A 15,303-nucleotide genomic window follows, 5' to 3' on the forward strand; every position below is an offset into this window, starting at 1 on the left:
CTCTTTTTTATTCCTTTTTCTCGGGCTTACGCAGGCCCCTGGTATTTTTCTCCACCAGCCGCCTGGTCACCATGACCATATGGCCGCAGCCCAGGCATTTCAGCCGGAAGTCTGCGCCCACCCTCAGGACCTCCCATTCCTGGCTTCCGCAGGGATGGGGCTTTTTTAATTTGACGATATCTCCTACTTCATACTCCATCGGATCCCTCCCTATGTTTCCTGCCCGTCCTTTACTGCCCGAGCGCTGCACGGATCTCCTTCCGCACATCTTCTCCCAGAGGCGGGAGCTTCAGAGCTGCCAGGCTGCTGTCCAGCTGGGCCGTACTGCTGGCCCCGACCAGAACAGAAGTCACCTCCGGCCTCCGTAAGATCCAGGCCAGGGCCATCTGGGCCAGGGTCATGCCGCCCGCTCTGGCAATGTCGTTTAACTTCTTTATTTTTCCCAGTGTCTCCGCATCCAGATATCTGGCTGCCACGGTGCTCCCCTCCCGGGCCGCCCGGGAACCGGCCGGGATCCCCCGGAGGTATTTGTCCGTCAGCGCACCCTGGGCCAGAGGCGAAAAGCAGATGCAGCCCACGCCATTCTCTGAAAGGACGGGAAACAGGCCGTCCTCCGCCTGGCGCTCCAGAAGGTTGTAGCGCACCTGATGGATCAGGCACGGCGTATGGTTCTCCCTTAAAAGCTTCACTGCCGCAGCAGTCTGCTCCGCATTATAATTGGAGATTCCCACGTACAGAGCCTTTCCCTGGCGCACCATATCGCTTAAGGCCTCCATGGTCTCTTCCAGGGGCGTTTCCGGATCCGGCCGGTGATGGTAAAAAATATCCACGTAATCCAGGCCCATGCGCCTTAAGCTCTGATCCAGGCTGGCCATGAGATACTTCCTGGAGCCCCAGTTTCCATAGGGCCCCTGCCACATATCGTACCCGGCCTTGGTGGAGACGGCCAGCTCGTCCCGGTACGGTCCCAGACAGTCCTTTAAGGCCCGGCCAAAGTTTTCCTCTGCCAGCCCCCTGGCCGGATGGCCGTAATTGTTGGCCAGATCAAAGTGGGTGATGCCCCGGTCGAACGCATGGCACAGGATCTCCTCCTGCTCCTTAAGAGTCTTTTCAGTCCCGAAATTCTGCCACAGTCCCAGGGACATGGCAGGAAGCTTAAGGCCGCTCCTTCCGCAGCGCTTATATTCCATTCCTACGTAACGCCGTTCTGACGGCTGATACATACCCGGTCACTCCTTTCTGTCCCGGAGCTTAAACTCCGGCCGCGTCTCCCAGGATCTCTCCAATGGGACCGCTGATCACCAGATCCGCCCGGCTGTCCATGGGCGTCACGGATTTATTGATCAGCACCAGCTTTTTCCCCCAATAGTAGTCGATGAGCCCGGCCGCCGGATACACCGTTAAAGAGGTTCCTCCAATGATCAGGACATCGGCATTGGAAATATAATAAACGGCCTTCTGGAGCGTATGCTGGTCCAGCCCCTCTTCATAGAGGACCACATCCGGCTTGATAACACCGCCGCAGATACATCTGGGAACGCCCTCTGACTCCAGGACCGCCTCCAGGCCATAAAATTTCCCGCATTTTGTACAGTAATTCCTGAGCACCGAGCCGTGCAGCTCCAGTACCTCCCGGCTCCCGGCCTTCTGATGGAGGCCGTCGATGTTCTGGGTGATCACCGCCCGGAGTCTTCCCTCCTGCTCCAGCTTCGCCAGGGCCTTATGGGCCCGGTTGGGCTCTGCATCGGGGAACAGCATCTTATTCCGGTAGAACCGGTAAAATTCCTCGGGTCTTCTCATATAGAAGGTGTGGCTCAGAATGGTCTCCGGCGGGTATGCATACTGCTGGTTATACAGACCGTCGGTACTCCGGAAATCCGGGATCTTGCTCTCGGTGGACACGCCTGCACCGCCGAAAAATACGATATTCTCACTCTCAGAAAGCCACTGCTTCAAGGTTTCGCGCTCTGTCATCTCTGGCACTCCTTTCCCCGGGCCGAACGCCCGGAATGGATCCTCAGCCCCCGGAACAGCCCTTAAACCACCTCGTCCAGAAAAACTCCGTGGAACGGCTCGATATACTGGCCGTAAGGAACGTTTTCCACCTGCTCCGGCAGGGCATACCCGAACAGCCACTGGGTCAGCTCTGCGATGGTGAACACCTCCATTTTTCCCTTGGCAATGAACCTGGATTCCTGGATGATCTCAGAGCCGCTCTTATTTAACTTCCAGATCCATGCACCCTGGTTCTGGGGAATAAACAGGTCATGGATCCCGATCTCAACGGTCACCTCATCCTCCGGACACGCCTCTGAAAGGCGGATATTTTTTACAAATTCCGGCATACATACGATCCGGGCCATGATGGCCGGCTTTGTGCCCGCCAGGGTCCGGTAGCGCTCCCCTGTATACAGGTACCGCATCTCCCGTTCCTTAAGCCCCCATTCGCTTTCCATGCCAATGAACCAGTCGTCCTCATAGATCAGGTTTACAAAGCCGTTCTCGCTCTTCAGCTCCTTTTCCATCCGTTCCAGGTAAGCCGGATCCCGGACGGCGAACACCTCATACTGGCGCTTTAGCCAGGCATTCTGCCAGTCGGCCAGCTCCTTATACAGGGCGCTTCCCTCCAGGGGCATCCTCCGAAGGTCCTTATTGTATCCCAGGACCCACCGGGGCTGGTCGAAAACAAACCGGAAATCATACGGATAATACAAGGATTCCCGGGCAGGCATCAAAAATGCAAAGGGCATCCGCTCCTCCTGCATGTCCCGCAGCATGGTCAGCAGCAGGCTCCTCATATGGCCCTTGTGACGCTCGCTGACCGCCGTTGCCACGCCTACGATATAGTCGCAGGTCCTCACATCCCCCCGCATGGAGACCGCGTAGGGATTCCTCTGGAGCATGGCCACGATCCGCCCCTCCTCCTCACAGACCAGGATCCGGTTGTCCTTTGTTTTTTCCTTATAATAATAGTCTCCGAAGGATACGGAATCCTCTGGAAACGCCTCGTTCCAGAGCGCTCTTGTCCTTCCTTTTTCTTCTGCTTCCAGATATCGGATCATAACCTGTTTTCTTCCTTCCCCCAGCCCTCCTCCGGCCACAGCTGCCGGATCCTGAATTTTCTGGCGAATTCCATGGGCTCATAGGACAGCTTGGCCTGGCGCAGCGCCGGAAGCCCCATGTCGTCCTCCCGGTTCACGATCTCCGCCTCGGGAAATTCATGGATCAGGAACTGCTGGTTGATGAACTGATAAAGCCCCCGGATCTCCGGATTCGCCTTTTCGATATGGATAATGGCCATTTTTTCTTTTTCGTTGTAGCTGCCGATGGCAAAGGCCTCCAGCCGGCCGTCGATGTAAATGCCGCCCATGTGTACATGGAACGCACTGCAGTTTCTTAATATATCGTGGATCCCTTCCACCTCATAGTCCAGGTGGCCCTCCACCTCCTGTCCCTTCTGGGCTCTCCATTTATCCAGGAACTGCCACACATCCAGACCGTCGGAGCAGCACAGGGTCCTGTACTCATACCGGCCGGCGTACTCTCTTTTTAAATAGTTGATGTGGTTTTTCTTCTTCCCCAGCTTTTTCCCGGATAAAACCTTCAGTGACTCCGCACTATAAATATAATCCCTGGCATCCGGAAGTTCTTCCACCGAATACCGGTCTTCTGGGAGCCTTAAATACTCCACCGCCTCCTCATCCGCCAGAAAGATCTCCAGCGGCAGATGGAGCTCCTCATTAAAATACTGCTCCAGCTCTTTAAAATAATGGGGCAGGTCCTCCAGGCCGCAGACCGGAAGGGCAGCGTAGTCCTTTCCGTCGATGTTCATGATCCAGAGGACAGCTTTTCCATCCCGTTCACAGAAACGGATGTGGTAATAGCCTCCCCAGAGAAAATTGTCCATGATCGTGCTGTCGCAGGTCCGGTCATGGCGCTTTCCATAATATCCTGCCAGCGTTTCCACATGCTCCGCACGGAAATTCTCAAATTTCAGATCCATAATCGTCCTTTCATGACAGCTGTGGCCCCAGGCGTCCGGCCAGTCCGGCCCGCAGCTCCATATATCCCCGGCGCCGGGTCTCCTTCCCCGGCATCCGCATATTCCGGGCGCGGCGGCGACCCCGTCCTCCCGGTTATCTCAGCGTTCATTTTATCACATTTTTCTGTGTAAGGGAAGGATAACAAAATTACTTTTTCCTATTGACTTTTAAAGGCCGGCGAGTATAATTTATTTTAGTAAATATCGCAATACGGAACTGAGTTTCATATTGTGAAACCTTGTACCGCATGACAGAATTGTGACCCGAATTTTTATATCCCTTTCCATTAAATAAAGCAAAGGAGAAACGAAATATGAACGAAGTTTTAGAAAAGATCCAGAAGATCGGTATCGTTCCGGTGGTGGTCCTTGATGACGCCAAGGACGCCGCCCCCCTGGCTAAGGCTCTCTGCGAAGGCGGACTGCCCTGTGCAGAGGTCACCTTCCGTACCGCCGCCGCTGAGGAGTCCATCCGCATCATGGCGAAGGGATTCCCGGATATGTTAGTGGGCGCAGGCACAGTCCTCACCACCGAGCAGGTGGACCGCGCAGTGAACGCCGGAGCAAAATTCATCGTAAGCCCCGGTCTGAACCCCACAGTAGTAAAATACTGTGTCGATAAGGGGATCCCGGTAACACCCGGCACCTCCAATCCCAGCGATGTGGAAATGGCCATCTCTCTCGGTCTTGATGTGGTGAAGTTCTTCCCGGCTGAACAGGCCGGCGGCATCAACATGATCAAGGCCATGGCCGCTCCCTATACACAGATGAAATTCATGCCCACCGGCGGCATCAACGCAAAGAACATCAATTCCTACCTGGCCTTCGATAAGATCCTGGCCTGCGGCGGAAGCTGGATGGTGAAAAAAGATCTGGTTGCAGCCGGAGAATTCGATAAGATCCGCGATCTGACAAAGGAAGCCGTCCAGACCATGCTGGGCTTTGAATTGGCCCATATTGGCATCAACTGCGAGAACGAGGAGCAGGCAGACCAGACAGCCTCTGCCTTCGACGGCCTCTTCGGCTTCACAAAGAAGTCCGGAAACAGCTCCGTATTTGCCGGAACAGCCGTAGAATGTATGAAAGCGCCGGGCCTTGGCGCAAAGGGCCACATCGCAGTTTCCACCAACTCCGTTGCGCGTGCGAAAAATTATCTGGAAATGATGGGCTATAAATTCAAAGAAGAAACCGCAAAATTCAAAGGCGACAAGCTGACCGCCATTTATCTGGAGGATGAGATCGGCGGATTCGCAGTACATTTAGTTCAGAAGTAAAGGAGAATTTTATCATGGCAAAGAGAGTTATTACATTTGGTGAGATCATGCTCCGTCTCGCTCCGGAGGGCTACTACCGTTTCGTTCAGGCCAACAGCTTTGGCGCCACCTACGGCGGCGGCGAAGCCAACGTGGCTGTTTCCCTGGCAAACTATGGCATGGACGCCGCTTTTGTTACAAAGCTTCCGAAGCATGAGATCGGCCAGGCCGCTGTCAACGAGTTAAGAAAATACGGTGTAGACACAAAGGACATCGCCCGCGGCGGCGACCGTGTGGGTATCTACTTCCTGGAGAAGGGCGCTTCCCAGAGACCGTCCAAGGTCATCTATGACCGTGCCCATTCCGCCATCTCCGAGGCTTCCCCGGAGGACTTCGACTGGGCAAAGATCTTTGAAGGCGCCGACTGGTTCCACTTCACAGGCATCACCCCGGCCCTCAACGACACCGTTGCCGGTATCTGCTTAGAGGCCTGCAAAAAAGCCAAGGAGCTGGGACTTACCGTTTCCTGCGACTTAAATTACAGAAATAAGCTGTGGTCCAAGGCCAAAGCCGGCGAGGTAATGGGCGAGCTGTGCAAATATGTGGACGTCTGCATCGCCAACGAGGAGGATGCTTCCGACGTATTCGGCATCAAGGCTGCCAATACTGACGTGACCACTGGTACTGTAAACCATGAGGGCTACAAGGACGTGGCAAAGCAGTTAGCCGACCGCTTCGGCTTCACAAAGGTCGCCATCACACTCCGTGAGTCCCTTTCTGCCAACGACAACAACTGGTCTGCCATGTTATATGACGGAACCGATTACTACTTCAGCAAAAAATACAAGATGCACATCGTTGACCGCGTAGGCGGCGGCGACAGCTTTGGCGGCGGCCTGATCTATGCATGCTTAAACGACTATGACGCCCAGAGCACCATCGAATTTGCAGTTGCCGCATCCTGCTTAAAGCACTCCATCGAGGGAGACATGAACATGGTTTCCGTGGACGAGGTTACAAAATTAGCCGGCGGCGACGGATCCGGCCGTGTTCAGAGATAATATTCCTGCTTCGCTGCCCATTTGCCAGTAAGGGCAAGTTTATTCCTCAATATATACTTGAAAACCTCCGGGGCCTGCCAGCCCCGGAGGTTTTTCATTTCCTATCTCTTCCTGGTGTCTGCGCAGGGCAGGCCTTCGGTCTATGCCTGCTGCGGCTCCCGCACCAGGCAGTACTGCTTCAGTCCCATATCCTTTTCCACGATCCCAAAGGTCTTAAAGCCAAAATGGCTGTAAAAGGACAGGTTCTTTTCATTGTGGGTCTCCAGGGAGATCAGCATCCGGTGGCTCTCTGAGTAGCGGATCACCTCGTCCATGAGGATCTCCGCTACCCCCGTATGCCTGGCCCCGGGGCTCACCGCCAGATAAATGATGTGCAGGCGGTTTTCCTGGTGGAGCTGGGCTGTCCACCGGGAATTCAGATAGTCCCGTCCCCGGATGAAATTCCAGAGGGTCTTTAAGCTCCTGTCTTCTTTGATCAGATACTCGTCTGTCTTTAAGGAGGCCCAGGCCTCTGTCAGATAAAAGCGGATGGGATCGTACTCCTCCGCCTCGTCAGAGACCACCAGAAGACCCTTTAACTCCGGGCTCTCCGCATAGATCTCACAAGTCTCATAAAATTCATTCAGATCGCATTCAAACAGCTCCGGCATCAGCCGCTTCCTGGTTTCCGGATCTGGGATCAGCGTATGATACAGCGGATCCTCCGCAAAGCACTCTGTCAGCATTTTCTGGAGTCTGGGCAGATCCTCTCTCTGTACTCGATACAACGCACTGGTTTCCATAATTCTTTCCTACTCCTCTTTCGCCTTTCTCAAGCCCTCTGTCAGCGTATCCACAGCCTGGATCATATACCGGATATCATCGTCAAAACAGCCCAGTGCCTGGCGCTCCATGGCCTTCAATGCCTCCAGCTCTGGCTCCACCCCTGTATTCCTGGTCCGTTCCTTTTCCATAAGGCTGCGGATCTGTTTTGACAGATCCAGATGATGGACGATCCTTCCGGCTCCCCACTGAAGCCGTTCCTTCTCCTGGTTCATCACATATTCAGTGAAATAGCGGTATACCTGATCGTCAAACTGGAAGGCATATTTGTTGTTATCCACCTGGTACAGGGCCTCCAGGGCGCCCCGGACGTTTTTGTCCTCCAACTGCCGGACCGCCTCACCCAGATACCGCAGATTGGTCTGGGACGCCTCGTGGGGGAATAAAACCTCATCGTGCCAGTTGAGCCGCACAAAATATCCCTGGGCCTTTTTAAAGAGATACAGAAGCTGGCTCTGGAGCCTTCTGTCCCGCTCCGGCTCCCCATTTCCGGTATTGGCCGTCCGCACAGCCTCGTAGACCTCCCGGGCCAGCCTCTCTCCCTCCTCCAGCTTCTCCATCAGGGTCTTTAATGCATTTTCGTCTTCCCGCCCGGTCACCGGGCGGACACTTTCTCTCAAGGCCCGGAAGGTCCGTTCCAGGTTCACCGGAGCCACGTTCACCCGGTCCAGGGCCATCAAAAGAAGTCCGTAAAGCTCGTGATGGAACCGGTATGCCGCCTCGTCGTAAAACTCGTCCCGGTCGAACTGGGAATGATAATGGGTCTCCATAAATCCGGCGCTGCTGAATTCATTGACCATGGACGGGATCCCGGAAATAGCCATGGAAAAATCGTCGGACCAGGTCTCGATGGGGCAGTGGACCCGCAGCCCCTGGGGATATACGTTCGTGGGATCCACCGGCAGCTTTTCCACAAATTCCTTTAAAAAGTCCTCATATTCATAAGTAGAACGGATGGCGTCCCAGGCATTGTGGGCGTAGGCCGGAAGCTCAAAATTCAGATCCGCAATGACCTTCCCCGGCCAGTCAGGCCGCAGCTTGAAGACCTGCTGCCAGGCTCCCGTGGACCAATCGTATTTGGAATTGACGATCCCCCATTCCTCCGCCGCCATGGCGCAGAACACCAGAGTCTTTCTGGGCCGATATCCGGTTTCCAGAAGAGCCCTGGCGATCCCCAGCATCATGGCCACCGCACAGTTATCATCCTGGAACCCGTCATAATAGGAATCATAATGGGCGCTTAAAAGGATCATGTCCTCCTCTCTCCCTGGGATCGTTCCCCATATATTATAGGACTCTGTCTGCTCCAGGATCCGGGAACTGGCGTCAAATTCCACCGTAAGCCGTTCTTCCTTCTGAAGCGCCTCTTTTAACACAGCCGCGTCCTTCTGGGAAATGGAAAACGCCGGAGCATCCTTAGGACCAGCAATGTCCTGGGCGTTCAGCGCCTCTCCGTCGATCTCCCCATAGCCGTTGTCCTGGACCGCGATCACTGCTGCCGCTCCTTTTAAATGGGCCTGGTACACAGGGAAGTTGATCCACCACTCGTCCCTCTGGTTAATGTCCACCAGAACCAGACAGCCGCGCACGTCCCGGCCTGCATAGTCCTGGGCTCCTCCCCGCCCCACATAGACCAGCGGAAATTTCTGAAAGCCCCCGGTCAAAAACTGGGTCTGATAGGCTCCCAGCTGAAAGACATGTTCCGCTCCCTCTGCGTCCCGAAAGCGCAGTACCGCCTTTTCAAATTCCCATCCGTCCAGACACAGCCGGTCCTTATGGATATCCTTCAGGCCGATGCGTTCCATTTCCTGCCTCAGCATTTCTCCAGTTTCAAACTCTGCCCTGGAGCCGGCGGTCCTGAATCCCAATGCCGGATTGCTTTTTATCCGTTCCATGGACTTGGCCAGACCATAGGAATAAGAAACGTCCACTGCCTCCAGATATTTTTGCTCCTGCTCTTTTTCCTTTTCGTTCACCTTGCCGCCTCCTTTGATCCTGTCAGCCGGAAGCACCTGCTGTCCGCAGGTTTCCCTGAGCTTCTGCAACAGAAGGTGCCCACAGTTTCCTGCGGACACCCTCTTATTCCCGCCTAATAAAAGCAGAGGATCGGTATTCCTTTGTATGCATGCTCAAAGATCACGGCTGCCGTTTTTGGCGGTATATTGATACAGCCATGGGAGCCGTTATTCTTATAGATCTCGCCGCCGAACTTACCGCGCCAATTGGCGTCGTGGAGTCCGATGCCGCCGTTGAAGGGCATCCAGTAAGAAACGGGACTTTCATAGGAGTAGGTTCCGTCTGCCCGCTTCGGCCCCCGCAGTACCCGGTCTCTTTCCTTATAATAAAGGGTGTAAAGTCCCTCCGGCGTGGTCCAGCCCCTGGACACGTTTCCTGTGACAATGGGCGCTTCTGCGATCAGAGTCCCATTCTCATACATGTAGATGTGCTGGAGGCCCATATCCACCTCCACATAGGTGGTCCCGAAATCGTTCCCGGTCCGGCTGGCCGCTGTGCGGCTGTACGCCGGTTCCCTGGTCTGGTTGGTGCCGTTCTGCACCATCCTGGTCAGAGCCACCGCTTCCTCTGCCTGGTTGATCTGCCAGCCGTAGTCGCCGTTTACAGACACCTGGCGTCCAGACGTACTGGTAAACGTATGGGGCTTTCCGTATGTATCATATTTATCGGCCAGATATTTCACATACTCCGCCACCTTCTGCTGGTTCACCTGGATCGCGGACCCGGAAACGCCGTCGATCCATTTGACCGCCTCCAGTCCCGGCAGGATCTCCTGCTGGTCGCCGAATACATAGGTGATATTGATATCCTTATACCGGTTTAGATTGGCGCACATCTGGTTCAGATCTGCGTTGTCTGAGGTGACCTGGACCGTCTTATAGCAGTCCAGATTTTCCACCTTTAAAAGCCGTGTCTGGGAGTTTAAGGCTTCCTTTACCGCGGCCATGAGCTTATCCATATCGATCTCTGTGCCCTGGACCTCTGGAACGATGGAAAATGCTTTTCCCTCCTCATAAGGAGTAATATACGCATCACTGGTGGGAGAGGCGTTCTTTACAAATGCCATGTTCTCCAGAAGCGCCCGGAGGGCTGCCTCGTCGTACTTAAGCTCTGCGTCCACCGTATACCGGTGCTCCACGCCGGGACCGCTGACTCTGCCGCCGTCGTTCTCCTCCTTCAGAATGGCCTCCAGGTCCCCGGTCACATCCACGGTATAGCCGATGGACGTATCGGTGATGACCTCCCGGACTCCCTCGGTATCCTCGATCTCCAGGGTATAGCCGCCGTTAAAATATCCCTCTATATACGCCTCGGCGTCGGCCGTCGTCATGCCGGACACCGGAACGCCGTTGATAATGGTCCCCACCACGAACCGGTGGAAATCCGTATCCACCGCCGCCATGGCCTGAAAGGACACGGCCGCCGTGGTCATAAGGGCCGCCGCCATGACGGCCAGAAGCTTTTCATTTCTCCTCATCTGAATCATTCCCTTCTGCGGGGATCATTTCCCGCTGTTTCCGATATCTCCGAGCGGAGTTTCCGGTTTTTCCGGCTCCCTCAGCGCCTCGGCCACTGCCGCCTCAGCCAGCTTTGCCGGGTCCAGAGGCTTTGCCGGACCCGATGCGGCTCTCTTTGTAATCGGAAGCTGGAGGTTTACTCCCATGGGGTTCACCACCACGCCCCTGGCGCCCTTGGCCAGGGCTCCTGTGATCTTATCCGCCGTCATCACCGATGCCTTAAAGAAATTTTCCCGATTGAACTTATTGAATTCCAGCATGTCCGTGAAGATCGGCTGGTAGGAATCCCCGTTCTGCTGCTTTAACAGCGGCACGCCGTTTTCCTCATTGAACGGAGCCAGGTAGGTTCCCTTTCCATAATCTGCCAGGATCTCCTCCTGGAGCTCCTGCAGCTCTTTGGGGAGCTTTTCAAATTTCTGTCTGCGGACCTCCTGCATAAAATAAAGTGCCGTCAGATGCAGTCCCGGATTCTCCACCCAGATCTGCCCCTCCTTTAAATTCTGTCCCGGACGGTTCACCAGATCCGCCAGCTGCAGCTTATACTCGTCCTCCATATAGCCGTTGAATACCAGGCAGTTGACGCCCATGGTAAACAGGTTGCTGTAAAAATGCAGGAACTGCTTGTTATCGATCTTTGCGATCTGGAGCGGGATCTTCTGATCCAGGAACCGCTGTCCCTCACGCTTGATATCTTCCTCCTTCTCATATAAGAAAACCTCATCGTCAAAGGTTTCCGGGTCACACATTACAAACGGCATCTTCGTGCAGAGGGACATGAGCACAAAAAGCTCCTTCGATGTGCTGAGTTTCTTCATCACTGCCAGTTTCTCCGCTTTTTCCTTGGTCTGCTTGCCCTGATCCATATTGATTCCCCTTCTGTCTTCTTTATTTACACGCCGCCGGAACCAATCGCTCTTTCTGCCCCGCCGCCGTTATATACAGAGACATTATATCGTCTGGGAGAACGGCTGTCAAGAAACAGAGTCCGGCGAAACTCCGGCATTTCCGGCATTTTCTCTTACGAAATTCTGACTTTTTTAACTTTCCCGACTCCCCCTCCTGGTCTCTCCGGTCCATTCCCCAAACCGCCTCCTGAAACTGTAAAGCCCCCTCCGTCCGCCGCATTCCTGTCGGCCTTCGGAGAGGGCTTTTTATGATTTAAAGGAGCAGTGCCGCCTGGTATACGATAAACGCCGCGATCCACGCCAGCACGCACTGGCCGGCCGCCATAGCAGCCGCCCATTTTCCGCCCAGCTCCCGCTTCACCGAGGCGATGGCCGCCACGCAGGGCGTATAAAGAAGGCAGAAAACCAGCAGGGAAACGGCTCCCGGAACCGTAAGGGTTCCCTGAAGCGCCTCCATGCTTCCAAACAGCACCGTCAGGGATGAGACCACGCTCTCCTTGGCCATGAAGCCGGAGATCAGGGCTGTGACGATCCGCCAGTCCCCAAAGCCCACCGGCAGGAATACCGGGGCCAGCACGCCCGCCAGAAGAGCCAGGATGCTGTCCTGGGAGTCCGCCACCATGTTAAAGCCCGTGTCAAAGTTCTGAAGGAACCAGATGGCAATGGTAGCCAGGAAGATCACCGTAAAGGCACGCTGGAGAAAATCCTTCGCCTTGTCCCACAGAAGATGGCCCACATTGGCTGCTCCCGGCATCCGGTAGTTGGGAAGCTCCATCACAAAGGGCACGGCCTCTCCCTTAAAGGAGGTCTTTTTAAAGATCAGTGCCATGAGGATCCCTATGAAGATCCCAAGCACATAAAGCCCGATCATCACCAGAGCCTGGTGCTCCGGGAAAAAAGCCTCTGTAAAGAAGGCGTAGATCGGAAGCTTGGCCGTACAGCTCATAAACGGCGTCAGGAGAATGGTCATCTTCCTGTCCCGCTCCGACGGAAGGGTCCGGCTGGCCATGACTCCCGGCACCGTGCAGCCGAAGCCCACCAGCATGGGGACGATGCTCCGTCCGGAAAGGCCCAGCTTTCTTAAGAGCTTATCCATAATAAAGGCGACTCTGGCCATATAGCCGCTGTCCTCCAGCAGCGACAGGAAGAAAAACAGTGTTACGATAATGGGAAGGAAGCTCAGAACGCCGCCCACGCCGCCAAAGATCCCGTCGATGACCAGGGACTGGACCACGCTGTTGACGCCTGCGGCTGTCATAGCCGTGTCTGCCATGGCGGTCAGCCCTTCGATCCCCGTCTCCAGGATTCCCTGTAAAAACGCGCCGACCACATTGAAGGTCAGCCAGAATACCAGCCCCATGATCCCGATAAAGGCCGGGATCCCCGTATATTTTCCCGTCAGGAACCGGTCGATCTGGCGGCTTCTGGTACGCTCCCTGCTCTCCCTGGGCTTGATCACTGTCTCGGAACAGACCTCTCCGATGTAGTCGAACCGCATCTGGGCCACTGCGGCCGCCCGGTCCATTCCAGTCTCCTCCTCAGTCTGTCTGGCGATCTCATCCAGGATCCGTTTCTCATTGTCCGTCAGCTTCAGCCGCTCCAGGATCTTTTCATCGCCCTCCATCACCTTGCTGGCCGCAAACCGCACCGGGATCTGTGCCTGGGCCGCATGGTCCTCGATCAAGTGCATGACTGCATGGATCCCCCGGTGGATCCCTTCCTCCTTTTTACAGAAGTCCATCTCCAGAGGCTTTTCCTGGTATCTGGCCACATGGACCGCATGGCGGACCAGCTCCTCGATCCCCTCTCCCTTGGCGGCGGAAATGGGGATCACCGGAACCCCCAGGGCCTCCTCCATCTCATTGACCAGGACAGAACCGCCGTTTTCCCAGAGCTCGTCCATCATATTTAAGGCCACCACCATGGGGATCCCCAGCTCCAGCAGCTGCATGGTCAGATACAGGTTCCTCTCGATGTTGGTGGCATCCACGATATTGATGATCCCCTTGGGCCTTGTCTGGATCACAAATTCCCTGGTGACGATCTCTTCGCTGCTGTACGGGGACATGGAGTAGATCCCGGGAAGATCGGTGATCAGCGTATCGTCATGGCCGCGGATCACGCCGTCCTTCCGGTCCACAGTGACGCCCGGGAAATTGCCCACGTGCTGCCTGGATCCAGTCAGCTGGTTGAACAGCGTGGTCTTTCCGCAGTTCTGGTTTCCCACCAGGGCAAAGGTCAGGGTCTCTCCGTCCGGCAGGGGATTTTCCTCCTTCCGGTTATGGAATTTTCCTCCTTCTCCGTAGCCGGGATGGTGCTTTTCTGTCTTCTTGGCCTTTCTCTGTATATCCACCGGCGCATGGGGCTCACTGATCTCAATATTCTCCGCGTCCTCCAGCCGGATGGTCAGCTCATACCCATGGATCCTGAGCTCAATGGGATCTCCCATGGGCGCGTATTTTACGACCGTTACCTCTGTTCCCTGGATCAGTCCCATGTCCAGGAAATGCTGGCGGAGCGCTCCGTTCCCGCCCACAGAGAGGATGGTAGCCGTGCTTCCGATCGGCAGTCTGCTCAGCTTCATTTGTATCTCCTTTTTGTCTGTTCTCGTTTATGGTCTTTGAATTAGTATCATCTAACTATCCTCTAAAATGAAGAGCCTTGTACAGGCATTTGTAATATAATCTAAATGAGAAAAAAGTCAATATCTTTTAGGATATAAAAACAGACTGCGGCAGGATCCTTTTACCGATTCTGCCGCAGTCCGCTTTTAGGAAGGTTTTGTATGTACTCTTATGGCTCGTATACGCCGTCGATGATCTCAAATTCCTTTGCAGCCAGGGTCTTTTCCACCCAGGCTCTGTTGGCCGTTCCATTCTTTGCTGCCTCCAGCTTCTTCTCGTCTGCCTCCTGGAACTTCTTTGCATCTTCCAGGATCTGCGCTGCGTCCTTTCTTGGAATGACGATCACGCCATCCGGGTCCCCCAGAATGATGTCGCCCGGGTTTACGCTGATGCCGCCGCAGGCAACGGGTACGTTCACCTCACCCGGTCCCTCTTTATATGGGCCTCCCGGAGTGGTCCCGGTGGCATAGACCGGGAAATCCCACTGGCCGATCTCATCGATATCACGGATGGGTCCGTCGATGATGATCCCGGCCACCTTTCTGTCATATCGGAGGTATGCCATCATGATCTCACCGATCAGGGAACGGGTGTTATCCTCTTCATTGGAAACCACCAGCACATCGCCCTCCTGGGCAATGTTTAAAGCCGCATGAAGGGCCAGGTTGTCGCCGCCTCTTGCCTTAACTGTAAGCGCCGGTCCCACCATCATCTGGGCCTTGGGACTGCTCATCAGGCGGACCCGCGGATTCATGGCCGCGTTTCTTCCCATTACATCACAGGTATTGGACGCCGGGATCGTTTTAAACTGCTCCATCACTTCCGGGTCCGGCATGTTTCTTTTTAAATAGATTCTCTTGCCTACTGCCATATCGTTTCTCTCCTTCTCTCCATTCTCTTTTTTCATGTTCTGAGCGTCCGCTCTTTGTTCTGGCCCTATTGTAATCCGGAACCACAACAATAGCAAACAATGTATCTGTTTCTCTTTCACAAGAAAATATTGTCACGCTTTACATCCCCCTTTTCTTCTATTATAATAGAAGAAATCTATGTTCGGATCGGA

At 54.8% G+C, this 15,303-nt stretch carries 13 protein-coding genes; 2 read left to right on the top strand and 11 right to left on the bottom strand.

Annotation, left to right across the window (positions count from 1 at the left end; all coding sequences use genetic code 11):
* Positions 1-7: 7 nt before the first annotated feature.
* The 5 genes from OCV69_RS04435 to OCV69_RS04455 form a co-directional block, all read right to left on the bottom strand.
* Positions 8-199: a DUF951 domain-containing protein gene (locus OCV69_RS04435; protein WP_262562996.1), complete on the bottom strand. Its 192-nt coding sequence runs from the start codon at positions 197-199 to the stop codon at positions 8-10.
* A gap of 31 nt (positions 200-230) precedes the next feature.
* Positions 231-1,223 carry an aldo/keto reductase gene (locus OCV69_RS04440; RefSeq protein WP_158357951.1) on the bottom strand — a complete coding sequence of 331 codons (993 nt, stop codon included), beginning with the start codon at positions 1,221-1,223 and terminating at the stop codon, positions 231-233.
* Between the two features lie 28 nt (positions 1,224-1,251).
* Positions 1,252-1,974 (bottom strand): NAD-dependent protein deacylase, encoded by a 723-nt coding sequence (locus OCV69_RS04445; protein ID WP_158357949.1) that lies wholly within the window; start codon positions 1,972-1,974, stop codon positions 1,252-1,254.
* 62 nt (positions 1,975-2,036) lie between these two features.
* Complete coding sequence (locus OCV69_RS04450) at positions 2,037-3,062, bottom strand: GNAT family N-acetyltransferase (protein ID WP_158357947.1); 1,026 nt, start codon at positions 3,060-3,062, stop codon at positions 2,037-2,039.
* Positions 3,059-4,003 carry a DUF2156 domain-containing protein gene (locus OCV69_RS04455; RefSeq protein WP_158357945.1) on the bottom strand — a complete coding sequence of 315 codons (945 nt, stop codon included), beginning with the start codon at positions 4,001-4,003 and terminating at the stop codon, positions 3,059-3,061. The genes OCV69_RS04450 and OCV69_RS04455 overlap by 4 nt, the downstream gene beginning before the upstream one ends.
* A gap of 353 nt (positions 4,004-4,356) precedes the next feature.
* Here OCV69_RS04455 and OCV69_RS04460 point away from each other — a divergent pair, with 353 nt between their 5' ends.
* Complete coding sequence (locus OCV69_RS04460; RefSeq protein WP_158357943.1) at positions 4,357-5,316, top strand: bifunctional 4-hydroxy-2-oxoglutarate aldolase/2-dehydro-3-deoxy-phosphogluconate aldolase; 960 nt, start codon at positions 4,357-4,359, stop codon at positions 5,314-5,316.
* Positions 5,317-5,330: 14 nt separating this feature from the next.
* Positions 5,331-6,356 carry a sugar kinase gene (locus OCV69_RS04465; protein WP_158357941.1) on the top strand — a complete coding sequence of 342 codons (1,026 nt, stop codon included), beginning with the start codon at positions 5,331-5,333 and terminating at the stop codon, positions 6,354-6,356.
* 140 nt (positions 6,357-6,496) lie between these two features.
* Here the strand turns inward: OCV69_RS04465 and OCV69_RS04470 are convergent, their stop codons facing one another.
* From OCV69_RS04470 to OCV69_RS04495, 6 genes are all read right to left on the bottom strand, one after another.
* Positions 6,497-7,138 carry a GNAT family N-acetyltransferase gene (locus OCV69_RS04470; RefSeq protein WP_158357939.1) on the bottom strand — a complete coding sequence of 214 codons (642 nt, stop codon included), beginning with the start codon at positions 7,136-7,138 and terminating at the stop codon, positions 6,497-6,499.
* Between the two features lie 9 nt (positions 7,139-7,147).
* A complete protein-coding gene (locus OCV69_RS04475) occupies positions 7,148-9,154 on the bottom strand; it encodes a M28 family peptidase (protein ID WP_262562997.1) in 2,007 nt (668 codons plus the stop codon).
* Positions 9,155-9,267: 113 nt separating this feature from the next.
* Complete coding sequence (locus tag OCV69_RS04480; RefSeq protein ID WP_262562998.1) at positions 9,268-10,671, bottom strand: L,D-transpeptidase family protein; 1,404 nt, start codon at positions 10,669-10,671, stop codon at positions 9,268-9,270.
* A 24-nt stretch (positions 10,672-10,695) separates the two neighbouring features.
* Positions 10,696-11,574, bottom strand: a complete 879-nt coding sequence (locus OCV69_RS04485) for an SseB family protein (protein WP_158357935.1) — start codon at positions 11,572-11,574, stop codon at positions 10,696-10,698.
* A gap of 295 nt (positions 11,575-11,869) precedes the next feature.
* The gene (feoB, locus tag OCV69_RS04490) at positions 11,870-14,200 is read right to left on the bottom strand and encodes a ferrous iron transport protein B (RefSeq protein ID WP_158357933.1); all 2,331 of its coding nucleotides are present in this window, start codon (positions 14,198-14,200) and stop codon (positions 11,870-11,872) included.
* A 209-nt stretch (positions 14,201-14,409) separates the two neighbouring features.
* Positions 14,410-15,111 carry an RraA family protein gene (locus OCV69_RS04495; RefSeq protein WP_158358042.1) on the bottom strand — a complete coding sequence of 234 codons (702 nt, stop codon included), beginning with the start codon at positions 15,109-15,111 and terminating at the stop codon, positions 14,410-14,412.
* Between the last annotated feature and the right edge of the window lie 192 nt (positions 15,112-15,303).

This window comes from Alitiscatomonas aceti, from assembly GCF_025567195.1.
Taxonomy (GTDB): Bacteria; Bacillota; Clostridia; order Lachnospirales; family Lachnospiraceae; genus Alitiscatomonas; species Alitiscatomonas aceti.